21 protein-coding genes are annotated in these 18114 nt (G+C 69.2%); 9 read left to right on the plus strand and 12 right to left on the minus strand.

Going from position 1 to position 18114, the window contains the following annotated elements; genetic code table 11:
- Positions 1–137 precede the first annotated feature (137 nt).
- A complete protein-coding gene (locus tag D7W81_RS00315; RefSeq protein ID WP_120553373.1) occupies positions 138–1385 on the plus strand; it encodes an MFS transporter in 1248 nt (415 codons plus the stop codon).
- Positions 1386–1410: 25 nt separating this feature from the next.
- Here the strand turns inward: D7W81_RS00315 and D7W81_RS00320 are convergent, their stop codons facing one another.
- The gene (locus tag D7W81_RS00320) at positions 1411–2490 is read right to left on the minus strand and encodes a hypothetical protein (protein WP_244226889.1); all 1080 of its coding nucleotides are present in this window, start codon (positions 2488–2490) and stop codon (positions 1411–1413) included.
- A 355-nt stretch (positions 2491–2845) separates the two neighbouring features.
- Positions 2846–3748 (minus strand): hypothetical protein, encoded by a 903-nt coding sequence (locus D7W81_RS00325; RefSeq protein ID WP_120553305.1) that lies wholly within the window; start codon positions 3746–3748, stop codon positions 2846–2848.
- Positions 3749–3974: 226 nt separating this feature from the next.
- On the opposite strand from D7W81_RS00325, the gene D7W81_RS00330 reads away from it, so the two are divergent.
- Entirely contained in the window at positions 3975–4703 is a 729-nt protein-coding gene (locus D7W81_RS00330; protein ID WP_120553306.1) for a hypothetical protein, read from the plus strand.
- Positions 4704–4705: 2 nt separating this feature from the next.
- Complete coding sequence (locus tag D7W81_RS00335; protein WP_120553307.1) at positions 4706–5077, plus strand: hypothetical protein; 372 nt, start codon at positions 4706–4708, stop codon at positions 5075–5077.
- Between the two features lie 21 nt (positions 5078–5098).
- On the opposite strand, the gene D7W81_RS00340 is transcribed toward D7W81_RS00335, so the two are convergent.
- The 3 genes from D7W81_RS00340 to D7W81_RS00350 all read right to left on the minus strand — a co-directional run bounded on the left by D7W81_RS00340 (position 5099) and on the right by D7W81_RS00350 (position 7623).
- Positions 5099–5746: a response regulator gene (locus D7W81_RS00340; RefSeq protein WP_120553308.1), complete on the minus strand. Its 648-nt coding sequence runs from the start codon at positions 5744–5746 to the stop codon at positions 5099–5101.
- Positions 5743–6906, minus strand: a complete 1164-nt coding sequence (locus D7W81_RS00345; RefSeq protein WP_120553309.1) for a sensor histidine kinase — start codon at positions 6904–6906, stop codon at positions 5743–5745. The genes D7W81_RS00340 and D7W81_RS00345 overlap by 4 nt, the downstream gene beginning before the upstream one ends.
- Before the next feature lie 108 nt (positions 6907–7014).
- Complete coding sequence (locus D7W81_RS00350; RefSeq protein WP_120553310.1) at positions 7015–7623, minus strand: TetR/AcrR family transcriptional regulator; 609 nt, start codon at positions 7621–7623, stop codon at positions 7015–7017.
- A gap of 119 nt (positions 7624–7742) precedes the next feature.
- On the opposite strand from D7W81_RS00350, the gene D7W81_RS00355 reads away from it, so the two are divergent.
- Entirely contained in the window at positions 7743–8936 is a 1194-nt protein-coding gene (locus tag D7W81_RS00355) for a macrolide family glycosyltransferase (RefSeq protein ID WP_120553311.1), read from the plus strand.
- Between the two features lie 19 nt (positions 8937–8955).
- Here D7W81_RS00355 and D7W81_RS00360 read toward each other — a convergent pair whose 3' ends face one another.
- From D7W81_RS00360 to D7W81_RS00370, 3 genes are all read right to left on the minus strand, one after another.
- Positions 8956–9195, minus strand: a complete 240-nt coding sequence (locus tag D7W81_RS00360) for a hypothetical protein (RefSeq protein ID WP_147445297.1) — start codon at positions 9193–9195, stop codon at positions 8956–8958.
- Positions 9196–9273: 78 nt separating this feature from the next.
- Entirely contained in the window at positions 9274–10065 is a 792-nt protein-coding gene (locus D7W81_RS00365; RefSeq protein ID WP_120553313.1) for an SRPBCC domain-containing protein, read from the minus strand.
- Between the two features lie 63 nt (positions 10066–10128).
- Positions 10129–10482: a BP74-related protein gene (locus D7W81_RS00370; RefSeq protein WP_120553314.1), complete on the minus strand. Its 354-nt coding sequence runs from the start codon at positions 10480–10482 to the stop codon at positions 10129–10131.
- Between the two features lie 113 nt (positions 10483–10595).
- Between D7W81_RS00370 and D7W81_RS00375 the strand changes: the two genes are divergently transcribed.
- Together D7W81_RS00375 and D7W81_RS00380 are read left to right on the plus strand one after the other, a co-directional pair.
- Positions 10596–10964 carry a hypothetical protein gene (locus D7W81_RS00375; RefSeq protein WP_120553315.1) on the plus strand — a complete coding sequence of 123 codons (369 nt, stop codon included), beginning with the start codon at positions 10596–10598 and terminating at the stop codon, positions 10962–10964.
- A 50-nt stretch (positions 10965–11014) separates the two neighbouring features.
- Complete coding sequence (locus D7W81_RS00380; RefSeq protein WP_120553316.1) at positions 11015–11773, plus strand: 2OG-Fe(II) oxygenase; 759 nt, start codon at positions 11015–11017, stop codon at positions 11771–11773.
- Positions 11774–11775: 2 nt separating this feature from the next.
- Here D7W81_RS00380 and D7W81_RS00385 read toward each other — a convergent pair whose 3' ends face one another.
- From D7W81_RS00385 to D7W81_RS00400, 4 genes are all read right to left on the minus strand, one after another.
- Positions 11776–12450 (minus strand): fimbrial protein, encoded by a 675-nt coding sequence (locus tag D7W81_RS00385; protein WP_120553317.1) that lies wholly within the window; start codon positions 12448–12450, stop codon positions 11776–11778.
- A gap of 12 nt (positions 12451–12462) precedes the next feature.
- Positions 12463–13614: a serine hydrolase domain-containing protein gene (locus tag D7W81_RS00390; protein WP_120553318.1), complete on the minus strand. Its 1152-nt coding sequence runs from the start codon at positions 13612–13614 to the stop codon at positions 12463–12465.
- A gap of 87 nt (positions 13615–13701) precedes the next feature.
- Complete coding sequence (locus tag D7W81_RS00395; RefSeq protein ID WP_120553319.1) at positions 13702–14838, minus strand: hypothetical protein; 1137 nt, start codon at positions 14836–14838, stop codon at positions 13702–13704.
- A 39-nt stretch (positions 14839–14877) separates the two neighbouring features.
- Positions 14878–15492: a DUF4476 domain-containing protein gene (locus D7W81_RS00400; RefSeq protein WP_120553320.1), complete on the minus strand. Its 615-nt coding sequence runs from the start codon at positions 15490–15492 to the stop codon at positions 14878–14880.
- A gap of 184 nt (positions 15493–15676) precedes the next feature.
- Between D7W81_RS00400 and D7W81_RS00405 the strand changes: the two genes are divergently transcribed.
- The 3 genes from D7W81_RS00405 to D7W81_RS00415 all read left to right on the plus strand — a co-directional run bounded on the left by D7W81_RS00405 (position 15677) and on the right by D7W81_RS00415 (position 18032).
- Positions 15677–16612, plus strand: a complete 936-nt coding sequence (locus D7W81_RS00405; protein WP_120553321.1) for a bestrophin family protein — start codon at positions 15677–15679, stop codon at positions 16610–16612.
- An 80-nt stretch (positions 16613–16692) separates the two neighbouring features.
- The gene (locus tag D7W81_RS00410) at positions 16693–17436 is read left to right on the plus strand and encodes an endonuclease/exonuclease/phosphatase family protein (protein WP_120553322.1); all 744 of its coding nucleotides are present in this window, start codon (positions 16693–16695) and stop codon (positions 17434–17436) included.
- A 263-nt stretch (positions 17437–17699) separates the two neighbouring features.
- Positions 17700–18032, plus strand: a complete 333-nt coding sequence (locus D7W81_RS00415) for a hypothetical protein (RefSeq protein WP_147445298.1) — start codon at positions 17700–17702, stop codon at positions 18030–18032.
- Positions 18033–18114 lie beyond the last annotated feature (82 nt).

The following is an 18114-nucleotide window of genomic DNA, read 5'->3' on the forward strand; positions in this document are numbered from 1 at the left end:
GCCTCGACCGGGCCTGCTTTGTGGGAGGGGGCATGGTGATACGTTAAGCGTATAACCGCTGTACGGAGCAGCCGTCTACCGACCCCGCTCCCTCTGACGCACTGTCACCTCATCGCGCAGCACCCGAGGTGAACATCATGTCCTTCATTCGCGCCGTACATGGAACCGCCGAGACGGCCCATCCGTTCCAGCCCGTGGCTCCCAGCACATCCCTGTCGAGCGGCCTGCGCCTGCTCCTGGCCACGAGCGCCGGCCTGTCGGTGGCGTCCATCTATTACAGCCAGCCGATGCTGGGGGTGATGGGGGCCAGCATTGGCGCCTCCGACACGGCGGTGGGGCTCGTGCCCATGCTCACGCAGCTGGGCTACGCGCTGGGCATCCTGTTGCTGACGCCCCTGGGCGACCGCTTCGACCGGCGCCGCATCATCCTCATCAAGGCCGGCCTGCTGAGCGTGGCGCTGCTGCTGGGCGGCATGGCCCCGGGCATCACGCTGCTCTTGGGGGTGAGCTTCGCCGTCGGCCTGACGGCGACCCTGGCGCAGGACATCGTGCCCGCCGCCGCGACCCTGGCCCCCGAGCATGAGCGAGGCAAGGTGGTGGGCACGGTGATGACCGGCCTGCTGCTCGGCATCCTCCTGTCCCGCGTCATCAGCGGCGTGGTCGCCGAGCACTTCGGCTGGCGTGCCATGTACGTCGTCGCCGCCGCCAGCGTGGCCTTCATCGGCGTGGCGGCCTGGCGCGGCCTGCCTCGCTTCCACCCCACCAACACGCTCTCGTATGGCGCCCTGCTCGGCTCACTCGCCAGCCTGTGGCGCAGGTACGGCGCCCTTCGCCGGGCGGCGCTGGCGCAGGGGCTCATCTCCATTGGCTTCAGCGCGTTCTGGTCCACCCTCGCCGTGATGCTGCATGGCGCCCCGTTCCACCTGGGGAGCGCGGCGGCCGGGGCCTTCGGTCTGGCGGGCGCGGCGGGAGCGCTGGGGGCGCCCATCGCGGGCCGCATCGCGGATCGCTTCGGGCCGGAGGTGGTCACGCGCCTGGGCGCCGGGATGACGGTCCTCTCCTTCGCCACGATGTTCGCGGCGCCGTGGCTGGAGCCGAACCACCAGCTGTGGCTGATTGGCGCCAGCGCGGTGGGCTTCGACCTGGGGGCGCAGATCACGCTCGTGGCGCATCAGACCATCGTCTTCGGAATCGACCCCGCCGCACGCAGCCGGCTCAACGCGGTGCTGTTCGTCACCATGTTCATCGGCATGTCCATCGGCGCGGCCAGCGGCAGCCTGGTGCTGGCCCGGTGGGGATGGATGGCGGTGACGGCGCTGGCGACGGCCGCCGCGCTCGCGGCCCTGGCGGTCCGCCTGTCCACCGGACCGCGCACGGTCCGGTGAGCAGGTCGCGAAACGCCGCCTTTGCCTACTGCGCGGCCCGCTCGGACAGCAGCCGCACGTTGAGCGCGCCGTTGGCGAAGTACTGGCTGTTCTGCCCCACGCGGTGCTGCTCCAGCCGGCGCTGGAGGTTGACGTCGTAGCGGCCCAGCTTCATCAGCCCGTCGTTGAACCAGCCATCCCCTGCCCCCGTGCCGTCCACGTACTCCGCATACACCTTGGGCGCGGGCCAGATGACGGTGTTGAGCGTCACGACGAACCGGCGGATGTCCGCGTCCGTCCACTCCATGCCCGCGTCGTGGGCCTCCACGACGAAGGCCAGCACGTTGTTGGCGTGCGCCACGTCCTGGCCGGGCTGGACGTTCGTGCCCCACTTCTCACTCCAGAACCAGGCCGTCGGGTGGTCCGGGTTGGGCTCCAGCTGCGCGCGCAGGGACGACGGGAAGTTCGGCATGCCCTGGTTGATGTTGTCGAAGACCTCCAGGTAGCGGGCCTTGTGCCCGGGGTCGGTGGTCATCCGCGACAGGTCCATGGAGATGAAGGCCCAGTGCGCGGCCATGTGCGTGCGGTTGCGATACAGGAAGTCATTCGCCCCGCGCATGAACCACTTCTCGAAGATGTTCTTCTCGGTGAACGCCAGCAACCGGTCGTACTGCCTGCGGTAGACGTCCGCGGCGTAGAGCTCCGGCGTCTCGCGGATGACGCGCAGCAGGCGCGTCACGTAGCGCCAGCAATAGCTCTCATACAGCGGCACCTCGTGCCCGGCCGGCTGCGAGAGCGACGAGGACCAGCCCAGGTACCCGTCCTTGAACTGGCTGTTCGGCAGCGACGCGGAGACGCGGGCGGAGGCCACCAGGTTGTTGACGTAGAGCAGCGCCCGGTCCAGGTACGCCCGCCTCCCGGTGGCCCGGTACATGGCGGTGTTCGCGTCCAGGCCGTAGGCCAGGTTGTAGAAGTCCCAGCTGTCGCGCGAGTGGCTCCAGGGCAGGAAGGTCTGCGTGTGCTCGCGCCCCCACTCATCCACGAACATCCGCTCCCAGACCGCGACGGGACGAAGGTCGGCGGGGGCCGGAGGCACCGCGGGCGGGTTCGCCTCGAGGTCGGGCAACGGATTCGAATCCGCGGGAAGGGGCTGCACTTCGGGGTCTTCAATCCGCCCCATGGCCTCACATGCGCTGCACAAGAGCAGCGCGAACATCAGGACCGGCACACGGAGCCAACAGGAGTGGCATGAGCAGCGGGGGGTCGACATCGGGGGTCCTCGCTTCAGGTCAATGTGGCCTGGAAGGGTATGGACGCCCCGGGACCCGCCCAATGCCCCCCAGGCAACAGACGCGCTTCCAGGACAGGACGCCTACGTGCCCCCCGGAGCCTGCCTCCTCGCGACGTGCTGTCTGGGGTTGGACAGAGGAAGTGTTCAGCGCCGGCTTTCGACACGGGCGTCTGTGCGAAAGTGAAGCCGCTCAGCGGCGCCGCTTGGATGCGGGCTTCTTGGGCGGACGCAGGTCCTGCTTGCTCTTCGGCAGCTTGGGTCCCGAGGCGAGGTCGAACTCGTAGGTGGCGCCGAGCAGGACGCGGAACTGGTAGATCTCCCGCAGGTCCTCGGTGACGGCCACGCCCGCGACGGCCTCCAGCACCAGGCCCGGGAACGCCTCGTGGCGCACCATCGGGAGGATCTCCACCTGCGCGGCGTTGTCCCGCCAGACGGGGGTGATGACGTCCTCGAAGTAGAGGCGGCCCACCACCTCCAGCCCCAGCATCGTGAAGTTGTCCAGGTTGTAGGTCGCCGCGAGCGCGAACTGGACCGCGTCCGGGACATCGAACTCGGGCAGCGCTCCCCGGTCCCGGGTGCCCTGGTGCAGATAGCTGCCATTGAGCATGAAGCGCAGGTCCTTGCCCGCGCGCAGCTCGCCCACGAGGGTGCCCTCATAGTCCCAGGTGCCGTCGGACAGGCTCGGAATGATGCCGTCCTCGTCGCTGGGCCCGGTGGGCAGCGTGACGCGCCCGTAGGCCGCCAGCGCCGCATTGCTCGTCTCCAGGAACGTCCACTGCAAGCCCAGGGGGATGTCACCGAAGGCGACCTTGAAGTTCTCATCGCCGGGAAGCCCCAGCGCCAGCAGCTCCACGTAGAGGTTGGCCTCCAGGTTGTCGACGATGCCGAAGCGCAGGCTGGGGGAGATCTGCTGGTAGGGCTGCGACGCGTCCAGGTCCAGCGCGAAGAAGCCCTGGTAGCGCAGGCCCAGCTCCAGGTTGCCGGCCTTCGTGGTGGACGCGGTGCGCGTCACCATGGCGCGGTAGGGCCTGGCCCCCGCGCTGGACACGGCGAGGAGGGCGGCGAGGAAGACGAGGGGCAGACGGGGGTTCATGCGGCGCGACCCTAGTCGACGCCACGCGGATGGCGCAGGCCGCGAAGCACGCCGGATGCTGAGTGTCGCGGCACCGAAATGTTTCGCGCCTGCTGTCGCCGGGATGCGCGTGGAGCACCTCTACGGACACCCCGGAGACGGGTCATGCGCCTGGATGTGATCGCTTTTGGGGGGCCGGGGTCAGGGATTGGCTGGAGCGTGCCCGCCTCCAGGGAGAACCCCCACCATGTCACACAGGAATCTGGCCCCTCTGGCCACGGCGCTGCTGCTCCTGGCCGCCAGCGCGGCCGAGGCGAAGCAGTGGAGATACGCGGGAATGCACCCGCGCACCGGACAGCCCCGGGACGGGCTGTGCCACCTCGAGGCGCCGCACGTGCACTCCGCCGCGCCGTTGCACGCGGACACGCTCTACCGCACGCGCGACAACGTCCACGTCTTCATCGGTGACCCCACGCCCTTCGGTTACGAGGGCCCCCGGCACTCCTACTATGGGCACCACCCGGTGGTGCTCAACGTGATCGTCAACATCGACGTGGACGTGGACGTGGTGGAGTACTGCTACCACGACGGGCCGCACTACCACGCCTACGAGCCGCCGCCGCGCCAGCAGTTCGTGGACAAGGAGGACGTCCACTTCTACGCCGGCGAGTACCCCGAAGAGTACCGGCGGGAGAACCCGAAGCTGGTGCGGGTCAACACGGTCTATCGCGGCTGGAACGTGCCGCGGCCGGTGGTGGCGTTCGCGCCGCCGCCCCAGTACCACGGCCCCATCATCCAGGTGGGCTTGAACGTGGACGTGGACGTGAAGGTCGGTGGCAGGCCGCCTCCGCCCTCCCGTGAGGTCATCATCATCCGGGACGACGACCATGACGATCACCATGGCCACGACCACGAGCACGGCCATGGTCACGGCCACGGCAAGCACAAGAAGCACAAGCACAAGGGGCGGGACTGAGCATGCGGCGCATGGGATTCGCGCTGGGAGCGTTGCTGGTGGCGGGATGTTCCAGCAACGCGAACGACGTGCTGGACGCGTGGAAGGCGGCGGGTGAGTCGCCCTCCGGTTTCACCGACGTCGGCGAGAAGCTGCCCGGCGGCAAGTGCCAGGCCGGCAAGGTGAGCGGCCTGGAGGCCACGGTGTGCCACTTCGACGGCGCGGAGCAGGCCAAGAAGGCGGAGGAGGCCGGCTGGGCGCTCATCGGCGACGCCGTCGGTTCCACGGTCGTCTCGGGCAAGTGGGTGCTCGTCGTCGCCGATCCCCGCAAGGAGGACCCGAGCGGGCGGCGCATGAACGCGCTGGTGAAGGCATACCAGCAGAAGACGCGCTGACGCGGGCACGCGGCCGCGGGGCTACAGACAGCCCAGCTCCATGGCACGGAGCACGGCGCGGGTGCGGTCCCGCACGCCCAGCTTGGAGAGGATGCTGGAGGTCTGGTTCTTCACCGTCCCCTCCGCGGTCCCCAGCGCTTCGGCGATCTCCCGGTTGCTCAGCCCGCGCGCGATGAGGCGCAGCACCTCCACCTCGCGGCGGGTGAGCCCCTCCGGCAGGTCCGCGTGGGGGAAGTCGCGGGGCAGGTCGGCCATGCCTCGCGCTACGCGCTCCGCGACGCCGGGAGGCAGCAGCGTCTGCCCGGAGGCCACGCGCCGGATGGCCTCCGCCAGCTCCTCCAGCGACACGTCCTTGAGCAGGAAGCCCTGCACTCCCGCGCGCAGCGCTTCGATGAGCGCGGTGTCCTCGTCGAAGGTGGTGAGCAGCACCACGCGGCGGTCCGGATCCGTGCGGCGCAGCGCGCGCAGGGCCTCCAGCCCCGTCATGCGCGGCATGCGCACGTCCATCAGCACCACGTCCGGATGGAGCTCCGCGACCTTGCTCAGCGCCTCCTCGCCGTCCCCGGCCTCGCCCACCACGCGCAGGTCGGGCGTGAGGTCCAGCAGGCTGCGCAGGCCCTGGCGCACCAGGACGTGATCATCCGCGAGCACCAGGCGGATGGTGTTCACGTGCCCACCCCACCCTCCGGCGTGGCCGGCAGCCAGGCCTCCATCTCCAACCCCTGCCCCACCGCCGAGCGCCACTCCACGCGGCCGCCCAGCCGGGTGAACCGCTCCCGCATGCCCGTGAGCCCCGAGCCGGGCGTCACCTTCACCGCGCCGCGCCCGTCGTCCCTCGCATGCACCCGCACGCCGCCGTCGTCCGTGGGCACGATGGTGATCCACAGGTTGTGGGCCCCGGCATGGCACAGCGTATTGGTGAGGACCTCCTGCACGCAGCGGAACACCGAGTGCGCCGCGTCGGAGGACTCCAGGGCGAGCGCCTCGGGAACCTCCAGGTGGACGGCGAGCCCCGGGACCCCTTCCGCGAGCGCTCGCAGCGATGGCAGCAGGGGCATGGGCGCATCGCGCATCGCGGTCACCGTGCCGCGAACCTCGGACAGCAGCGTGCGGGCCGCCTCCCGGGCGCGGCGCAGGTGTTCGGTGGAGGCGGGGTCCTTCGCGGTGTGCGCGGCGGCCTCCAGGTTGAGGCTGAGCGCGGTGAGGTGGTGTCCCACGGAGTCGTGCAGCTCGCGGGCGATGCGCAGCCGCTCACCCTCGCGCTCGCGGGTGGCGAGCAGCACCTGGGCGGCCTGGAGCTCCACGTGGACCCGGGCCAGCTCACGGCGCGCCTCCGCCTCGCGGACCATCACCAGCGACGTGCCGAACGTGAAGCCCTGGAAGCCCGTGTAGATGAGCGTCTGCACCAGGGCCTGGACGGGCGGGTGCTGGACGGCGAACACGACGAACATGCCCCCCACCTGGGCCCCCACCCACGCCAGCGCCCGGCGCTGGGAGAGGATCTCCGCGACCTGCCCCGCGGTGATGGCGAGCAGCGCCGCGTCCAGCCCGCTCTCCCCCGTGGCGAGGCAGACGAGCGCCGCGAGCGACTGCGCGGCGAGCAGCGGCACCTCCCCCCTGCCCTGCACCCGTGACTGGAGCCAGAAGGTTCCGCCGAAGGTGAGCAGCGCGAGGCCCCACAGCAGCGTGCCCGGGGCCATCCACCGCGCGGGGGCACGCGTGAGGTCCTCGATGTGCGCGAAGCCGACCACGGCCCAGGTCAGCATCCCGGCGACGAGCAGCATGCGATGGGTGGTGGCGGGCTTGGCCACGGGGAACCGCTCGGGCATGACCGCGGACCCTAGGCCACCCGGGGCACGCGGGCCATGTGCCGGAAGTCACATGCGGCGCGTGAGCCAGGTCTACGTGGGCGTCATGCTCCGGCCCGTCGCGTGACGCTAACGTCCCTTGGGCGGAGGCCGCAGCGCGGCCATGGCCAGCGCCACCACGGTGTCCGCGTACGCGCTCGTGAGGGGCGCGGTGCGAAGCAGCCACCGGTGGAAGAGCGGCCCGACGAGCAGCTCGACCGCGACCTCCAGGTCCACGCCCTTCGCGACCTGGCCCGCGCGCTGTGCCGAGCGCAGCCGCTCCTGGATCGCCTTCAGGTGGGGCCGCAGCACGGCCTCCACGAACTGCTGGGCCAGCGCGGCGTCCGCCTGGGACTCCGCGGTGAGGGCCCGCGAGGGCAGCTCGAAGCGAGGGTCCGTGAGCTCCTGCACCGTGGCGCGCAGCACCCCCTCCAGGTCGGCCTTGAGGTCGCCGGTGTCCGGCAGCGCCGCGGGCTGGCTGCCGCCGCTCAGCTCCACGAAGGCGTCCAGCACCACCGCCCCCTTGGAAGGCCACCACCGGTAGATGGTCTGCTTGCCCACCCCCGCGCGTGCCGCGATCGCCTCGACCGTCAGGCGCGCATAGCCCACCTCTCCCACGAGCTCGACGGCGGCCGTGAGGATGGCCTGGCGGGAGCGCTCACTGCGGCGGGACGGTTCCGGTGTCTTCGGGTCAGCCATCAGACGCCACCCTACCAGGAAACGAGACGGAACGTCTCGTCTTGACAAGGCCACCCCTCCAGGCGCACCTTGGCGAAACGAGACGGTCCGTCTCGCCAACGCCTTTCCAGGAGAACTCCATGTCACGCCGCGCCCACATCGCGATGGTCAGCATTCCCGCGCACGGCCACGTCAACCCGAGCCTGGAGCTCATCCGGGAGCTGGTGTCCCGGGGCCACCGGGTGACGTACGCCAATGACGCGGCCTTCGCGGAGGTCATCTCCGGCACGGGCGCCGAACTTCGCCCCTACCGCTCCCTCCTCCCGCGCGACGGGGCGCCGCAGACACGCTGGCCCGACGACATGGTGGGGCAGCTGGACATGTTCCTGGATGACGCCATGTCCATGCTTCCGCAGCTGCGCGCGGCCTATGAGCACGACCGGCCGGATCTCTTCCTGTACGACATCGGCTGTTCGACGGCGCGAATCCTCGCCGAGAACTGGGGCCTCCCCGCGGTCCAGCTCTCCCCCAGCATGGTGGCCTGGGAGGGCTACGAGCAGGACATGGCCGAGATGGTGGAGATGCTGCGCACCGAGCCACGCGCCGTGGCGCATTACCAGCGCTACTCCGCCTGGCTCCAGGAGTGCGGCGTGGCGGAGACCGACGCCATGCTGTTCGTCGGGAAGCCGCCGCGCGGCCTGGTGCTCATCCCCCGCGTGCTCCAACCGCACGCGGACCGGGTGGACCGGAAACGCTTCACCTTCGTCGGGCCCTGCCTCGCGGCCCGTCCGGAACAGGGCGAGTGGAAGCGCCCTCATGGCGCGGGGAAGGTGCTGCTGGTGTCGCTCGGCTCGGCCTTCACCCACCAGCCCGCGTTCTACCGCGCGTGCCTCGCCGCCTTCGGAAGGCTTCCCAGCTGGCACGTCGTGCTGCAGATCGGCAAGCACGTGGCACGGGAGGAGCTTGGCGCGATTCCGGACAACGTCGAAGTCCACCCCTGGGTCCCGCAGTTGGCGGTGCTCGAGCAGGCCGACGCGTTCATCACCCACGCGGGCATGGGCGGTTCACAGGAGGGGCTCTACTGCGGGGTGCCAATGATTGCCGTGCCCCAGTCAACGGACCAGTTCGCCAACGCCGATCAGCTCGTCGCGCTCGGCATCGCGCGACGGCTCGACACGGAGCACGCCACCCCGGACGCGCTGCGCTCGGCGCTGCTCCAGCTCACGGAGGACCCGGCCGTCGCGGCCCGGCTCGCAGCCCTCAAGAGGGAGCTGCGGACGGAGGCTGGAGCGGCGCGCGCCGCGGCGCTGCTGGAGCAGGAGTTCCGCCTGTAAGGGACCTGCCCGGCTCGCCTCAGGGAGGACACTGGGAGATGCAGAACGCCATGTAGCTGTCACAGGTGGGCCGCGGGGTGCCGCCGCCGCCATAGACGCACTGGAACCACTTCCGCTCACAGTCATTGACGCATTCCCAGTGCGTCACTCCCTGCTGGACCTGCCCCTGCTCCTCCGGGCTGACGGTCTCGTCCATCTCCTCCGCGCCGCCACAGCCCGCCAGCAGTCCGACCGCCATCAGCCCGGCAATGATTGCCACTCGCATCTGCTTCTCCCGGCTCAAGGGTTTGTACGGCCTTGCCAGGATAGTCAGCTTCCCAACGACAGACAAATCCCGCTAGGCAACCTGCGCGAGGACTTTCGACCAGCGCTCGCGCATGGCCTCACGGGCCTCCGCGTCAGGGAGCTTCTCCATGTGGATGTGGAGGGAGGCGCCCCGCGCCTTCGGCATCAGGGTGAGTTGCAATGTGGCTGGCTTCTTCCAGCCGTCCGGCTGCCAGGTCATGCGGAGGCGTTGTCCGGGCTTCACCACCCGGACCTCTCCGCGTACGCCGGGGGAGCCGCGACGCTTGGGGATCTCATAGTGCCCGCCCTGCTCGGCCTCCAGCGTCGCGCCCGGGCCCAGCCAGCGCTCTGGCTGCGTGGTGACCCACTTCCACAGGTCGGGGGCCGTCATCGGCAGCGTGCGCACCACGCCCACCTGGAAGCCCGTGGTGGCGGTCTCGCCCACCACCCGCTTGCCTCGGGCCGGTGCCTTCCCGCGCGTGGCGATCTCCGCGAGCCGCGCCTGCACCAGCGTCTTCACCAGCTTCGCCGGGAGCGGCTGGTCTGGCGGGAAGGTGACGCCGCTCTTCGACGTGGCGTAGCCGTCCAGCTCCGACTTCAGCGCCGGCACCACGCTGCCGCTGAAGGGGTAGTAGCCGCAATGGTTCTTGAAGAACGCGAAGCCCGCCACGGCGGCCCCGTCCACCTTGAAGGTGGGCATCCGGTAGCTGATGGACTCGGTGGCCTTGGGGAGCAGCTTCCGGAGCTGCGCCCGGAGGGCCCCCAGGGTCTTCTTCACCGTGGGGTCCTCCAGGCCCGCCAGGTAGGCGTCAATCGTCTGCGGGACTCGGGTCTTCGTCGCCATGGTCTTCGGGCCTCCGGGGCGTTTCGTCCCGACTTAGCAGACCCGGAAGCCGCGGCGCGCCGCTCACCCCTTGAGTTCGCGCGTCAGCTTCGAGTCCCACGGGCACCAGTGACCGCCGGGCAGGAACGCGCCGCCGGCTTCGTCCAGATGCTCCTCGACGTAGACCATGTTGGCGTCGCATACCTCGATGGCCATCTGGAAGAAACGGATGGTCTGGGGGTCGATATGGAACGAGAATTTCGGATTGTAGGGGACGGTCCGCTTGATGATGCGCCCGTGGATGTGAACCTCGTTCTTCTCTTCTCCAGACAGGATTCGGCGCGCATGGGCAATCGTCGCATCATCCGTCAGCTCGACGATGAACTCACTCCCAGGCGAGCTGGGCTGGGTGAATGCGAATCGGGTGGCGGTAGCCATTGTGGGTCTCCTTTGAGGTGGAGGCCCCATGTAATGGATTGGGCCCGCCCTACCTATCGGATTGGGGACTGTGGTGTGTGTGTGGAATATGGCAGCGCGAGGCAAGGGCACCCATGAAGCTCGAGCGCCACGTCGGCGGACTTTCGATTGCGCGCAAGGTGAACTACCTGCGTGCGCGCGGCTGGCGCGAGGACACGGAAGGCTGGTCAAGCGAGCGCTTCCGCCCCGTCCCCATCGCTCGCGCCATCCACCACCAGCTCACCGACGACCTCAGCCGGGCGCTGTGTGGAATGGGCTGGCAGGTGATGGGCTACTCCCCGCGAGGCTATGTCCAGCTGCGCGACGGTGAACAGGGCAAGACCTGCTCCCTGCCCAAGGCGCTGCGCCTCCAGGCCCGGCGGGAGCGGCGGCCCGTCGCCGAGCTCACGTACGCGTTGTTCCTCGCGGCGCTCCTCGATACCGAAGGCGGCGCCCCCGGGTGAAGCCGGACATGCCATCATCGAAGGTGGCAAACCCGAGCAGAAGAGGTCCCGTGAGCGTCGCAACCCTCGAAGAAGGCCCGCTGCAGGGGCCGAGCTTCTTCTTCAGCCGGACGGCGCTCCGCCCGCTCGCGCTGGCGCATCGCGACACCTACGGCGCCGCGCGGCCCCACCCTCACGTCGTCATCGATGGCTTCCTGGGCGAGCGGCTGGCGACGGAGCTGGCCGGTGTCTTTCCGGGCGCGACCGGGGCCCCCTGGCTGCGGCGTGATCACCCGGAGCAGGCCGCGCGGCTGGGACAGCTTCAGCGCAAGGCGTTCGAAGGGGTGCATGGCGCGCTCCGGCACCTGCTCGCGGAACTCTCGGGCATGGCGTTCCTGGACTTCCTGGAGACGCTCACCGGCATCAAGGGGCTCATCGCGGATCCGCACTTCCGGGGCGCCGGGCTGCACCTCACGCTGCGCGGGGGCCATCTGGCATTGCACGCGGACTTCAACCGCGATCGCACCCGTGCCCTCACCCGCCGGTTGACCGTTCTGTACTACCTCAACCCGGGCTGGGAGCCCGCCTGGGGCGGAGACCTGGAGCTGTGGAGCGCCGACCTCTCCCGGTGCGAGGCCCGCATCGCTCCGGTCCTCGACCGGCTGGTCGTGATGGCCCACGGGGACACCCACTGGCACGGCCACCCCGCCGCGCTGGAGTGTCCCGAGGGACGGGGCCGGGCCACGGTCGCGGCCTACTTCTACACGGCGGAAGCGTCTCCAGATGCGCCGGAAGCCCACAGCGCCCTCTGGGCACCGGTGCGTTCCTGACGTCAGCGCTTCGCGTCGTCCACGACGTGCAGGGGGACCCCGGGCCGCGTGGCCTGTCCGTCCGCGTCCGGGAGCTCCAACGGTCCAGTGGAGATGACCCAGACATCCAGCGTCGCGTCGGTGTCGATGTCGCCCGCGCACGCCAGGGTGATGTCGCAGGCGGGGCACGTGCCGGAGACGCCGAGCCGCGCCTTGACCTCTGGAGGAAGCGCGTCCACGTCGATGGGGCGCGCCTTATTGAACCGGAAGGTGTCCACGCCAATGGACACCGCACCGTCGGGGGCCTCGCTGTGAGATTCATCGCGAACCTCCATCGGCCCCTCGCCGGCGAAGTATGCGTAGCGGTTGCTCCGCTCGGGCGCGAAGCCCACCTTCGCGAAGACCGGCGCGTAGGTCCGCGTGTCCCGGAACGAGGACTGCTGGAGCACGTACCAGGCCTTCAGGTTCGACTCACACTCCGCCGTATAGGCGCTCTGGCCAAATCGGACGAAGGCGGGCATCGCGACAGCGGCCACCACGCCCACGCACGGGCAGGCCAGCAAGCCGAGTGCGAGCCACAGCCACTTCCCGCGGGAGGGGGCCGGGACGCTCGTCACGTTGCCGCAGGGACAGGTCAGCGCGGCCCCCGGCGCGAGCCCCAGCACCTCGAGCCGCCGTCCGCATTTCGGGCACTTCATGGCGGTCCCCCTTCAGTGCGCATTGGGCAGGGTCTCGAACGGCCAGGGGCGGTTCGTGGGCGGCCCGTCCTTCGCGGGCCTGTCCAGCCACAGGTCCGCGACACCCTGGGCCAGCGTCCACGGGGATCCGCCCGCGCGGTTCGTCAGGACGATGACCGAGAGGCGTTGCTCCGGATACTTCACGATGGCGTTGGTGAAGCCACACGTCTCACCGTGGTGTGACAGCCGCTGCCGCCCTCCGTCGTCGTCCACGAACCAGCCGAAGCCGTAGCGCGAGGACATGCCGTTCGGAAGCGCCGGCGGCGTCCAGGCCTGCTTCCGGGTCTCCGTGCGGAGCAGCACCTCCGAATCCAGTGCCCGGTCCCACGCCACCAGGTCCACCACGGACGAGTAGATGCCGCCATCCCCCAGGACGGCGCTGGTGGGGCTCTGATCCCTGGGGATGAAGCCGCTCGGGTCCACGGCGTACCCATACGCACGGCGGGGCACCTGGGAGACACCTTCCTCGTGCGCCACCGTCGAACGCATGCCGCTCGGAACGAAGACGCGCTCGTCGAGGAACCGCGCGAACGGCATTCCGCTCACCTGCTCCACCAGGAGCGCGAGCACCGCGTAGCCGGAGTTGCTGTAGCGCACCGCGGTTCCGGGTGGGAAGTACGTGCGGTCCACGCCGGAGAGCAGGGCCAGCACGTCCCGGTCCTTCACCTGCACCGGCTGCGAGGCCGGGACGAACTCCTCGTAGTCCCAGAGGCCCGAGGTGTGCTGGAGCAGGTGACGGACGCGGACCTCCCGAAGGGCGGCCGGGAAGCCGGGGAGCACGTCCACCATGCGGTCATCGAGCCCAAGCCGGCCATCCTGGACCAGCAGCAGGATGGCCGTGGCCGTGAACTGCTTGGTGAGCGAGGCGAGCCGGTAGTTGCTGTCGGGCGTGGCGGGCTCGTGCCCCTCCAGGCGGGCCAGTCCGTATGCCCGGCGGAGCACGACCTGCCCGTCATGGATCACGACGACGCTGGCTCCGGGGCGATCCGGGCCGTCGTAGTCGCGGAAGAGGGAGTCCACCGTGCTCGCATCCGGGGATGGCGCGCCCCGGGTGTTCGCGGTGGTTCCCGCACAACCGGCGAGGAGGGAGGCGAGGACGACGGCAGCCAGTGGAGGGACACGCATGGTTGCTGGCTTCATGCCGGACGGAGCCTCTTTGGAGCAACCGGGTTCAGCCCCACAGCGAACAGACTCCCGCGAACATCCAGCCCGTCACTCAATCGTGGAGTTGGTGACGCGGATGGGCGTGTCCGCGTGGTTGGAGATCTGGGGATAGGTTTCGTACCAGGAGCCACCCGGGTTGTTCTGGATGACCGACCGGTCGATGCGGATGTCCCCCGAGTGGTCGTTGCTCACGAAGAAGATGGCGCTGCCGTGGGCGTTGACCTGGTTGTGCTCGATGCGCGTGCCGCAGAGCGACAACGTCATCGTGTTGCCGTCGTTGTAGATGGCCCCGCCGCTGCCTCCGCCCGGCGTGCCCGGACTGGCCGGGTTGGCGCCTTTGCCGATGGCCCGGTTGTGGGAGAAGAGGCTGTTGATGAGGGTCCACGACACACCGATGCTGCTGATGCCGCCGCCATTGGAGCAGACGCCGCCGTAGCCCTCCTTGCCGCCGAAGGTCGTGTTCACCACGTAGACGGGCTGGTCGTCGTGCTGGTCGAACACGCGCAGGGCGCCGCCTCCGACGTCGGGCCCGGTGTCCGCGCACGCGTTGTTGAAGAAGCGGGAGTTGATGACCTTCACCCGCCCGCCGCGCACCCAGACCGCCCCGCCTCCGTCGTACTCCTTCTCACCCTTGGAGCTGGCATCCACGAACGTGAGGTTCTGGAGCGTCAGCCGGGGGTGGTCCTGGTCATTGCAGTGGGAGGTCGTCCACACCTGGGCCTGATCACAGGTGTTCATGTACAGGATGCGGTGCTTCCCTGCCCCGCTGAGCGTCACCAGCCCCTTGCCGTCGATGACGATCTCCGGGCCCTTGTCGTTGAAGACCTTCGCCGTCCGGTCGAGCGTGATGACGACGGGCTCCGGCCCGCAGTCGAAGGTGACGACGCCACCCTTCGCCACGGCGTTGACGAACGCGTCCGAGGTACAGCTGGCAGGCGTCCCCGTCCCGACGACGGTGGTGGGCCGGGACACGTCCGCGAGCCCTGCCTCGGCGGGCACGCTGCACGTGGCCTCCGCGTTCGGATTGCCGGCGGGGGGCCCGTCCTTGGGGTTGGTCAACGGGTTGGGGACGTCCACGCCAGGCGCGTCATCGCTGGAACAGCCAGCGGCGCACACCAGCGCGAACCCCGCGGCCAGCGAGAGGAGCGTGGGCGCGGGGAACCGGTGAAGTCGCTTCGGGTGCATTCAGCCTCCAGGAAGGAGGCAGTCTAGGGCTTTCCCGGGCTACTCGGTGATGATGTCCGTGTACTCGCTGCCGCTGATGGAGTTCTTCCACTTGGAGGAGAAGCCCAGCGCGTGCTGCGGATTCACCACGTGGGGCGCGGCCACCTTCGCCACGTCCAGGCGGGTGATCTCATTGTTGAACAGGTCCAGCACCATGCCGAACTGCGCCGCGGTCAGGTAGACGCGCTTGAGCATCTTCTCCGCCTTCTCCTCGCGGACGATCTCGTTGTTCTCGCTCTTGAGCGACTGGTAGAAGCCGCGCCAGGTGGTCGCGTCCATCGGGAGCTGCCCATCCCGCCGCATCAGGCAGCCCTCGTCGGAGTTCGTGCCACAGTCGCGGTACGAGGGCTCGGCGACCACGTGCCGCTCCGTCCGGGTCTCCGTCTCCGTCACTCCCCCCGTCATGCGCACGTCCATCCGCGTGCCGCCGCCGCGCACCTTCACGGTGGTCGTCTCCTCACCGTCCACGGTCGTCGTCGTCTTCATCTTGATGCGCGCGGAGGGCATGTCCGCGTCATCGGCATCCACCTGCATGTTGAACTCCGCGTCCTGCGCGAAGCTGGCGGACGAAACGAACAGGGACGAAACAAGCACGGCACGGGCGATGCGGTTCATGGGGAGTCCTGGTGGGAAGTGGGCGGGGTGCGGCCGGAACGGTAGACGTTGTCGCCGCCGTTCCTTGTCACGCACTGCCCGCGAAATTATTCACGTCCCTGGATCCGGAGCGGCTGCCGCGAGGCGGGTCGGAACGTACCGCTCCCTTGCGACCCGCGGGGATTTGGTGCACGAGACACCGCTTGTGATCGTTCGTCCCCGCCCTGGCTTCTTCAAGCTCCTCTTCGTCGTGCGCGGCACCATCCTGCCGCGCGTATTGCCCCACGTGCTGGGCGTCGCGACCCTCGCGTCGCTCGTCGTCCTGACACTCAAGCAGGGCCACCTGCGGCTTCCTGTCACCTCGCCCGCGCCGCTGTCGTTGCTGGGCATCGCGCTCTCCATCTTTCTCGGGTTCCGGAACAACGCCTGCTACGACCGGTGGTGGGAGGGCCGGAAGCAGTGGGGCGCGCTCATCATTGAAGTGCGCGCCTTCGCCCACGCGGCCATCGCGCTGCTGGACGACGGGCGGGCGGAACTGCCCACCACGGGGCGCCAGGTGGCCCAGCGGCTGGTGCACCGCACCATCGCCTTCCCGTACGCACTCGCCGCCCACCTGCGGGGTCACGACGCCGGGGAGGACATCAGCCGTTACGTCTCGGAGCCGGAGCGCGCGCGCATCCTGACCAGCGGGAACCGTCCCAATGCCATCCTGCGGGAGCACCAGGTGGAGCTGGCCGCGCTGCTCCGGAAGGGCCAGCTCACAGACATCACCTGGGGGGCCTTGAACGAGCGCGTGCACGCCATGATGAGCGTGTTCACCGCCTGCGAACGCATCCGCCTCACGCCCCTGCCCTTCGCCTACACGGTGCTCCTCCACCGCACCGCCTACCTCTTCTGTCTCATGCTTCCCTTCGGCCTCGCCGAGTCCATGGGTTGGTTCACCCCGGTGCTCACGGCAATGATTGCCTACACCTTCTTCGGACTGGACCTCCTGAGCGAAGAGTTGGAGGAGCCCTTCGGCAACGCCCCCAACGACCTGCCCCTGCTCGCCATGACCCGCACGGCGGAGATGAACCTGCTGGAGGCGCTGGGCGAGCCCCAACCCGAGCCGCTGCGCCCCACGGACTTCATCCTCAGATAGCAGCTGTTTTCATGAAATACTGATTTTGCTAGTTTCCCTTGACCCGCCAGGAAACACCTGGCGCGCGTTTCGAGGGAACCATGCTCAAGCTCTTGTCCTCAGCTGTTCTCAGCCTGCTGCTCTCCCTGGGGCTCCTGCCCTCCCATGAATCTGAAGCGGCCCGGACCGGGGCGCTCGCCGCCACGACGGCCACGGTCGCGACGCACAACACGTGGCATGGGCAGGCGACCACGAAGCCGCTCGCGGACATCATCGGCTGGCAGGAGGTCGACACCGCGGAGGGGCACAACAAGCTGGGAGCCATGGAGAACTACAACCACTTCCGGCCTGGTGATGACCGGCTGGACGCGCGCAACTCCATCGCCATCTCCTGGCGCAAGAACAAGTTCGAGAAGACCGGTGAGGGTTCGCGGCTCACGCACGGCGGCGAGGCCGGGGTGACGCCGTCGCGCTTCGTGAACTGGGTCGTGCTGAAGAACCTCGCGACCGGGACGAAGCTGGCGTTCATCAACACCCACTACATCTCCGGCGCGTGGAATGGCGAACACCCCGAGCGTCAGGAGCGCTGGCGGACGCACAACACCGTGGTGCGCGAGGTGGTCGCGGAGCTGCGCGGCCGGGGGCTGCCCGTCGTCCTGGTGGGTGACTTCAACCGCGACCTGTCGCAGGACATCCCCGGGATGAACCACCTGAACACGGCGGGCGTCAGCGGCGTGCCCATTGATCAGATCTACGTCAGCGTGGGCATCGGCACTGGCCCAGCGGAGCGCCTGGAGAAGTACGGCTCCGACCACTTCGCGTATACGGCGACCGTCCAGTACTGAGGGAGGGGCCGTAGGAGCAGGCTGGCGTGCGACCGCACGAATCACGGCCTGGGCCCATTCAGGGGAATCCATCCGGGCAAGGCGGCTTCGTGGCTTTCATTTCACTGCGGGTGCCGCCCTGACTGCCCCCATGCTCTCCGCGCGAATGACCGAGAAAGAGGGAAAACCCTTACGTGTCTGTGTTTGACATTGTCAATCCCTCGCCCCATCGTGACTTCGCAGCAAAGGCAGAACAACCCAGGAAAGGCCCGCAGATGAAAAATATGTTCAAGCTGTTTGCGCTCGCGGCCGCTGTGGTGTCCCTCCAGGCATGTGGCGTTGCCCAAGCCCAGGACAATGCCCGGACCCAGGAGGAGTCAGTCACGCTGAAGACGGAGCCAGGGGAGCGGGTCCAGCGCACGGAGCCGGGGGCCCAGGGGCTCGCGGCCGGCGCGAGCTGCACCGGTGATGATGGCAGCACCTGCACCTGCGGCTCCGGTGTGGCCTGCATCTCCACCTCGAGCGGCTGCTGCTGCGGCTGCTCCGTCACCACCGAAGAGCAGTCGGCGGCGGCACCAGCGCAGAACGCTCCGACGCGTTCGCCGCAGGCCCGCTGAAGCAACAGCCCTCTTGCAAGGATGAGCGGGTGCAACGGGGCCAAGGACAGCAGGCCGGGGCAGGACGATTGCCCCGGCCCGC

The sequence above is a fragment of the Corallococcus aberystwythensis genome, from assembly GCF_003612165.1.
Lineage (GTDB): Bacteria > Myxococcota > Myxococcia > Myxococcales > Myxococcaceae > Corallococcus > Corallococcus aberystwythensis.

Bases quoted from the DNA above. Each gene is read 5' to 3' on its own strand.
- D7W81_RS00410 (WP_120553322.1), top strand. From the start codon at position 16,693: ATGCTCAAGCTCTTGTCCTCAGCTGTTCTCAGCCTGCTGCTCTCCCTG.
- D7W81_RS00415 (WP_147445298.1), top strand. From the start codon at position 17,700: ATGTTCAAGCTGTTTGCGCTCGCGGCCGCTGTGGTGTCCCTCCAGGCA.
- D7W81_RS00335 (WP_120553307.1), top strand. From the start codon at position 4,706: ATGCGGCGCATGGGATTCGCGCTGGGAGCGTTGCTGGTGGCGGGATGT.
- D7W81_RS00385 (WP_120553317.1), bottom strand. From the start codon at position 12,450: ATGAAGTGCCCGAAATGCGGACGGCGGCTCGAGGTGCTGGGGCTCGCG.
- D7W81_RS00355 (WP_120553311.1), top strand. From the start codon at position 7,743: ATGTCACGCCGCGCCCACATCGCGATGGTCAGCATTCCCGCGCACGGC.
- D7W81_RS00390 (WP_120553318.1), bottom strand. From the start codon at position 13,614: ATGCGTGTCCCTCCACTGGCTGCCGTCGTCCTCGCCTCCCTCCTCGCC.
- D7W81_RS00325 (WP_120553305.1), bottom strand. From the start codon at position 3,748: ATGAACCCCCGTCTGCCCCTCGTCTTCCTCGCCGCCCTCCTCGCCGTG.
- D7W81_RS00330 (WP_120553306.1), top strand. From the start codon at position 3,975: ATGTCACACAGGAATCTGGCCCCTCTGGCCACGGCGCTGCTGCTCCTG.
- D7W81_RS00395 (WP_120553319.1), bottom strand. From the start codon at position 14,838: ATGCACCCGAAGCGACTTCACCGGTTCCCCGCGCCCACGCTCCTCTCG.
- D7W81_RS00400 (WP_120553320.1), bottom strand. From the start codon at position 15,492: ATGAACCGCATCGCCCGTGCCGTGCTTGTTTCGTCCCTGTTCGTTTCG.
- D7W81_RS00365 (WP_120553313.1), bottom strand. From the start codon at position 10,065: ATGGCGACGAAGACCCGAGTCCCGCAGACGATTGACGCCTACCTGGCG.
- D7W81_RS00375 (WP_120553315.1), top strand. From the start codon at position 10,596: ATGAAGCTCGAGCGCCACGTCGGCGGACTTTCGATTGCGCGCAAGGTG.
- D7W81_RS00350 (WP_120553310.1), bottom strand. From the start codon at position 7,623: ATGGCTGACCCGAAGACACCGGAACCGTCCCGCCGCAGTGAGCGCTCC.
- D7W81_RS00315 (WP_120553373.1), top strand. From the start codon at position 138: ATGTCCTTCATTCGCGCCGTACATGGAACCGCCGAGACGGCCCATCCG.
- D7W81_RS00345 (WP_120553309.1), bottom strand. From the start codon at position 6,906: ATGCCCGAGCGGTTCCCCGTGGCCAAGCCCGCCACCACCCATCGCATG.
- D7W81_RS00370 (WP_120553314.1), bottom strand. From the start codon at position 10,482: ATGGCTACCGCCACCCGATTCGCATTCACCCAGCCCAGCTCGCCTGGG.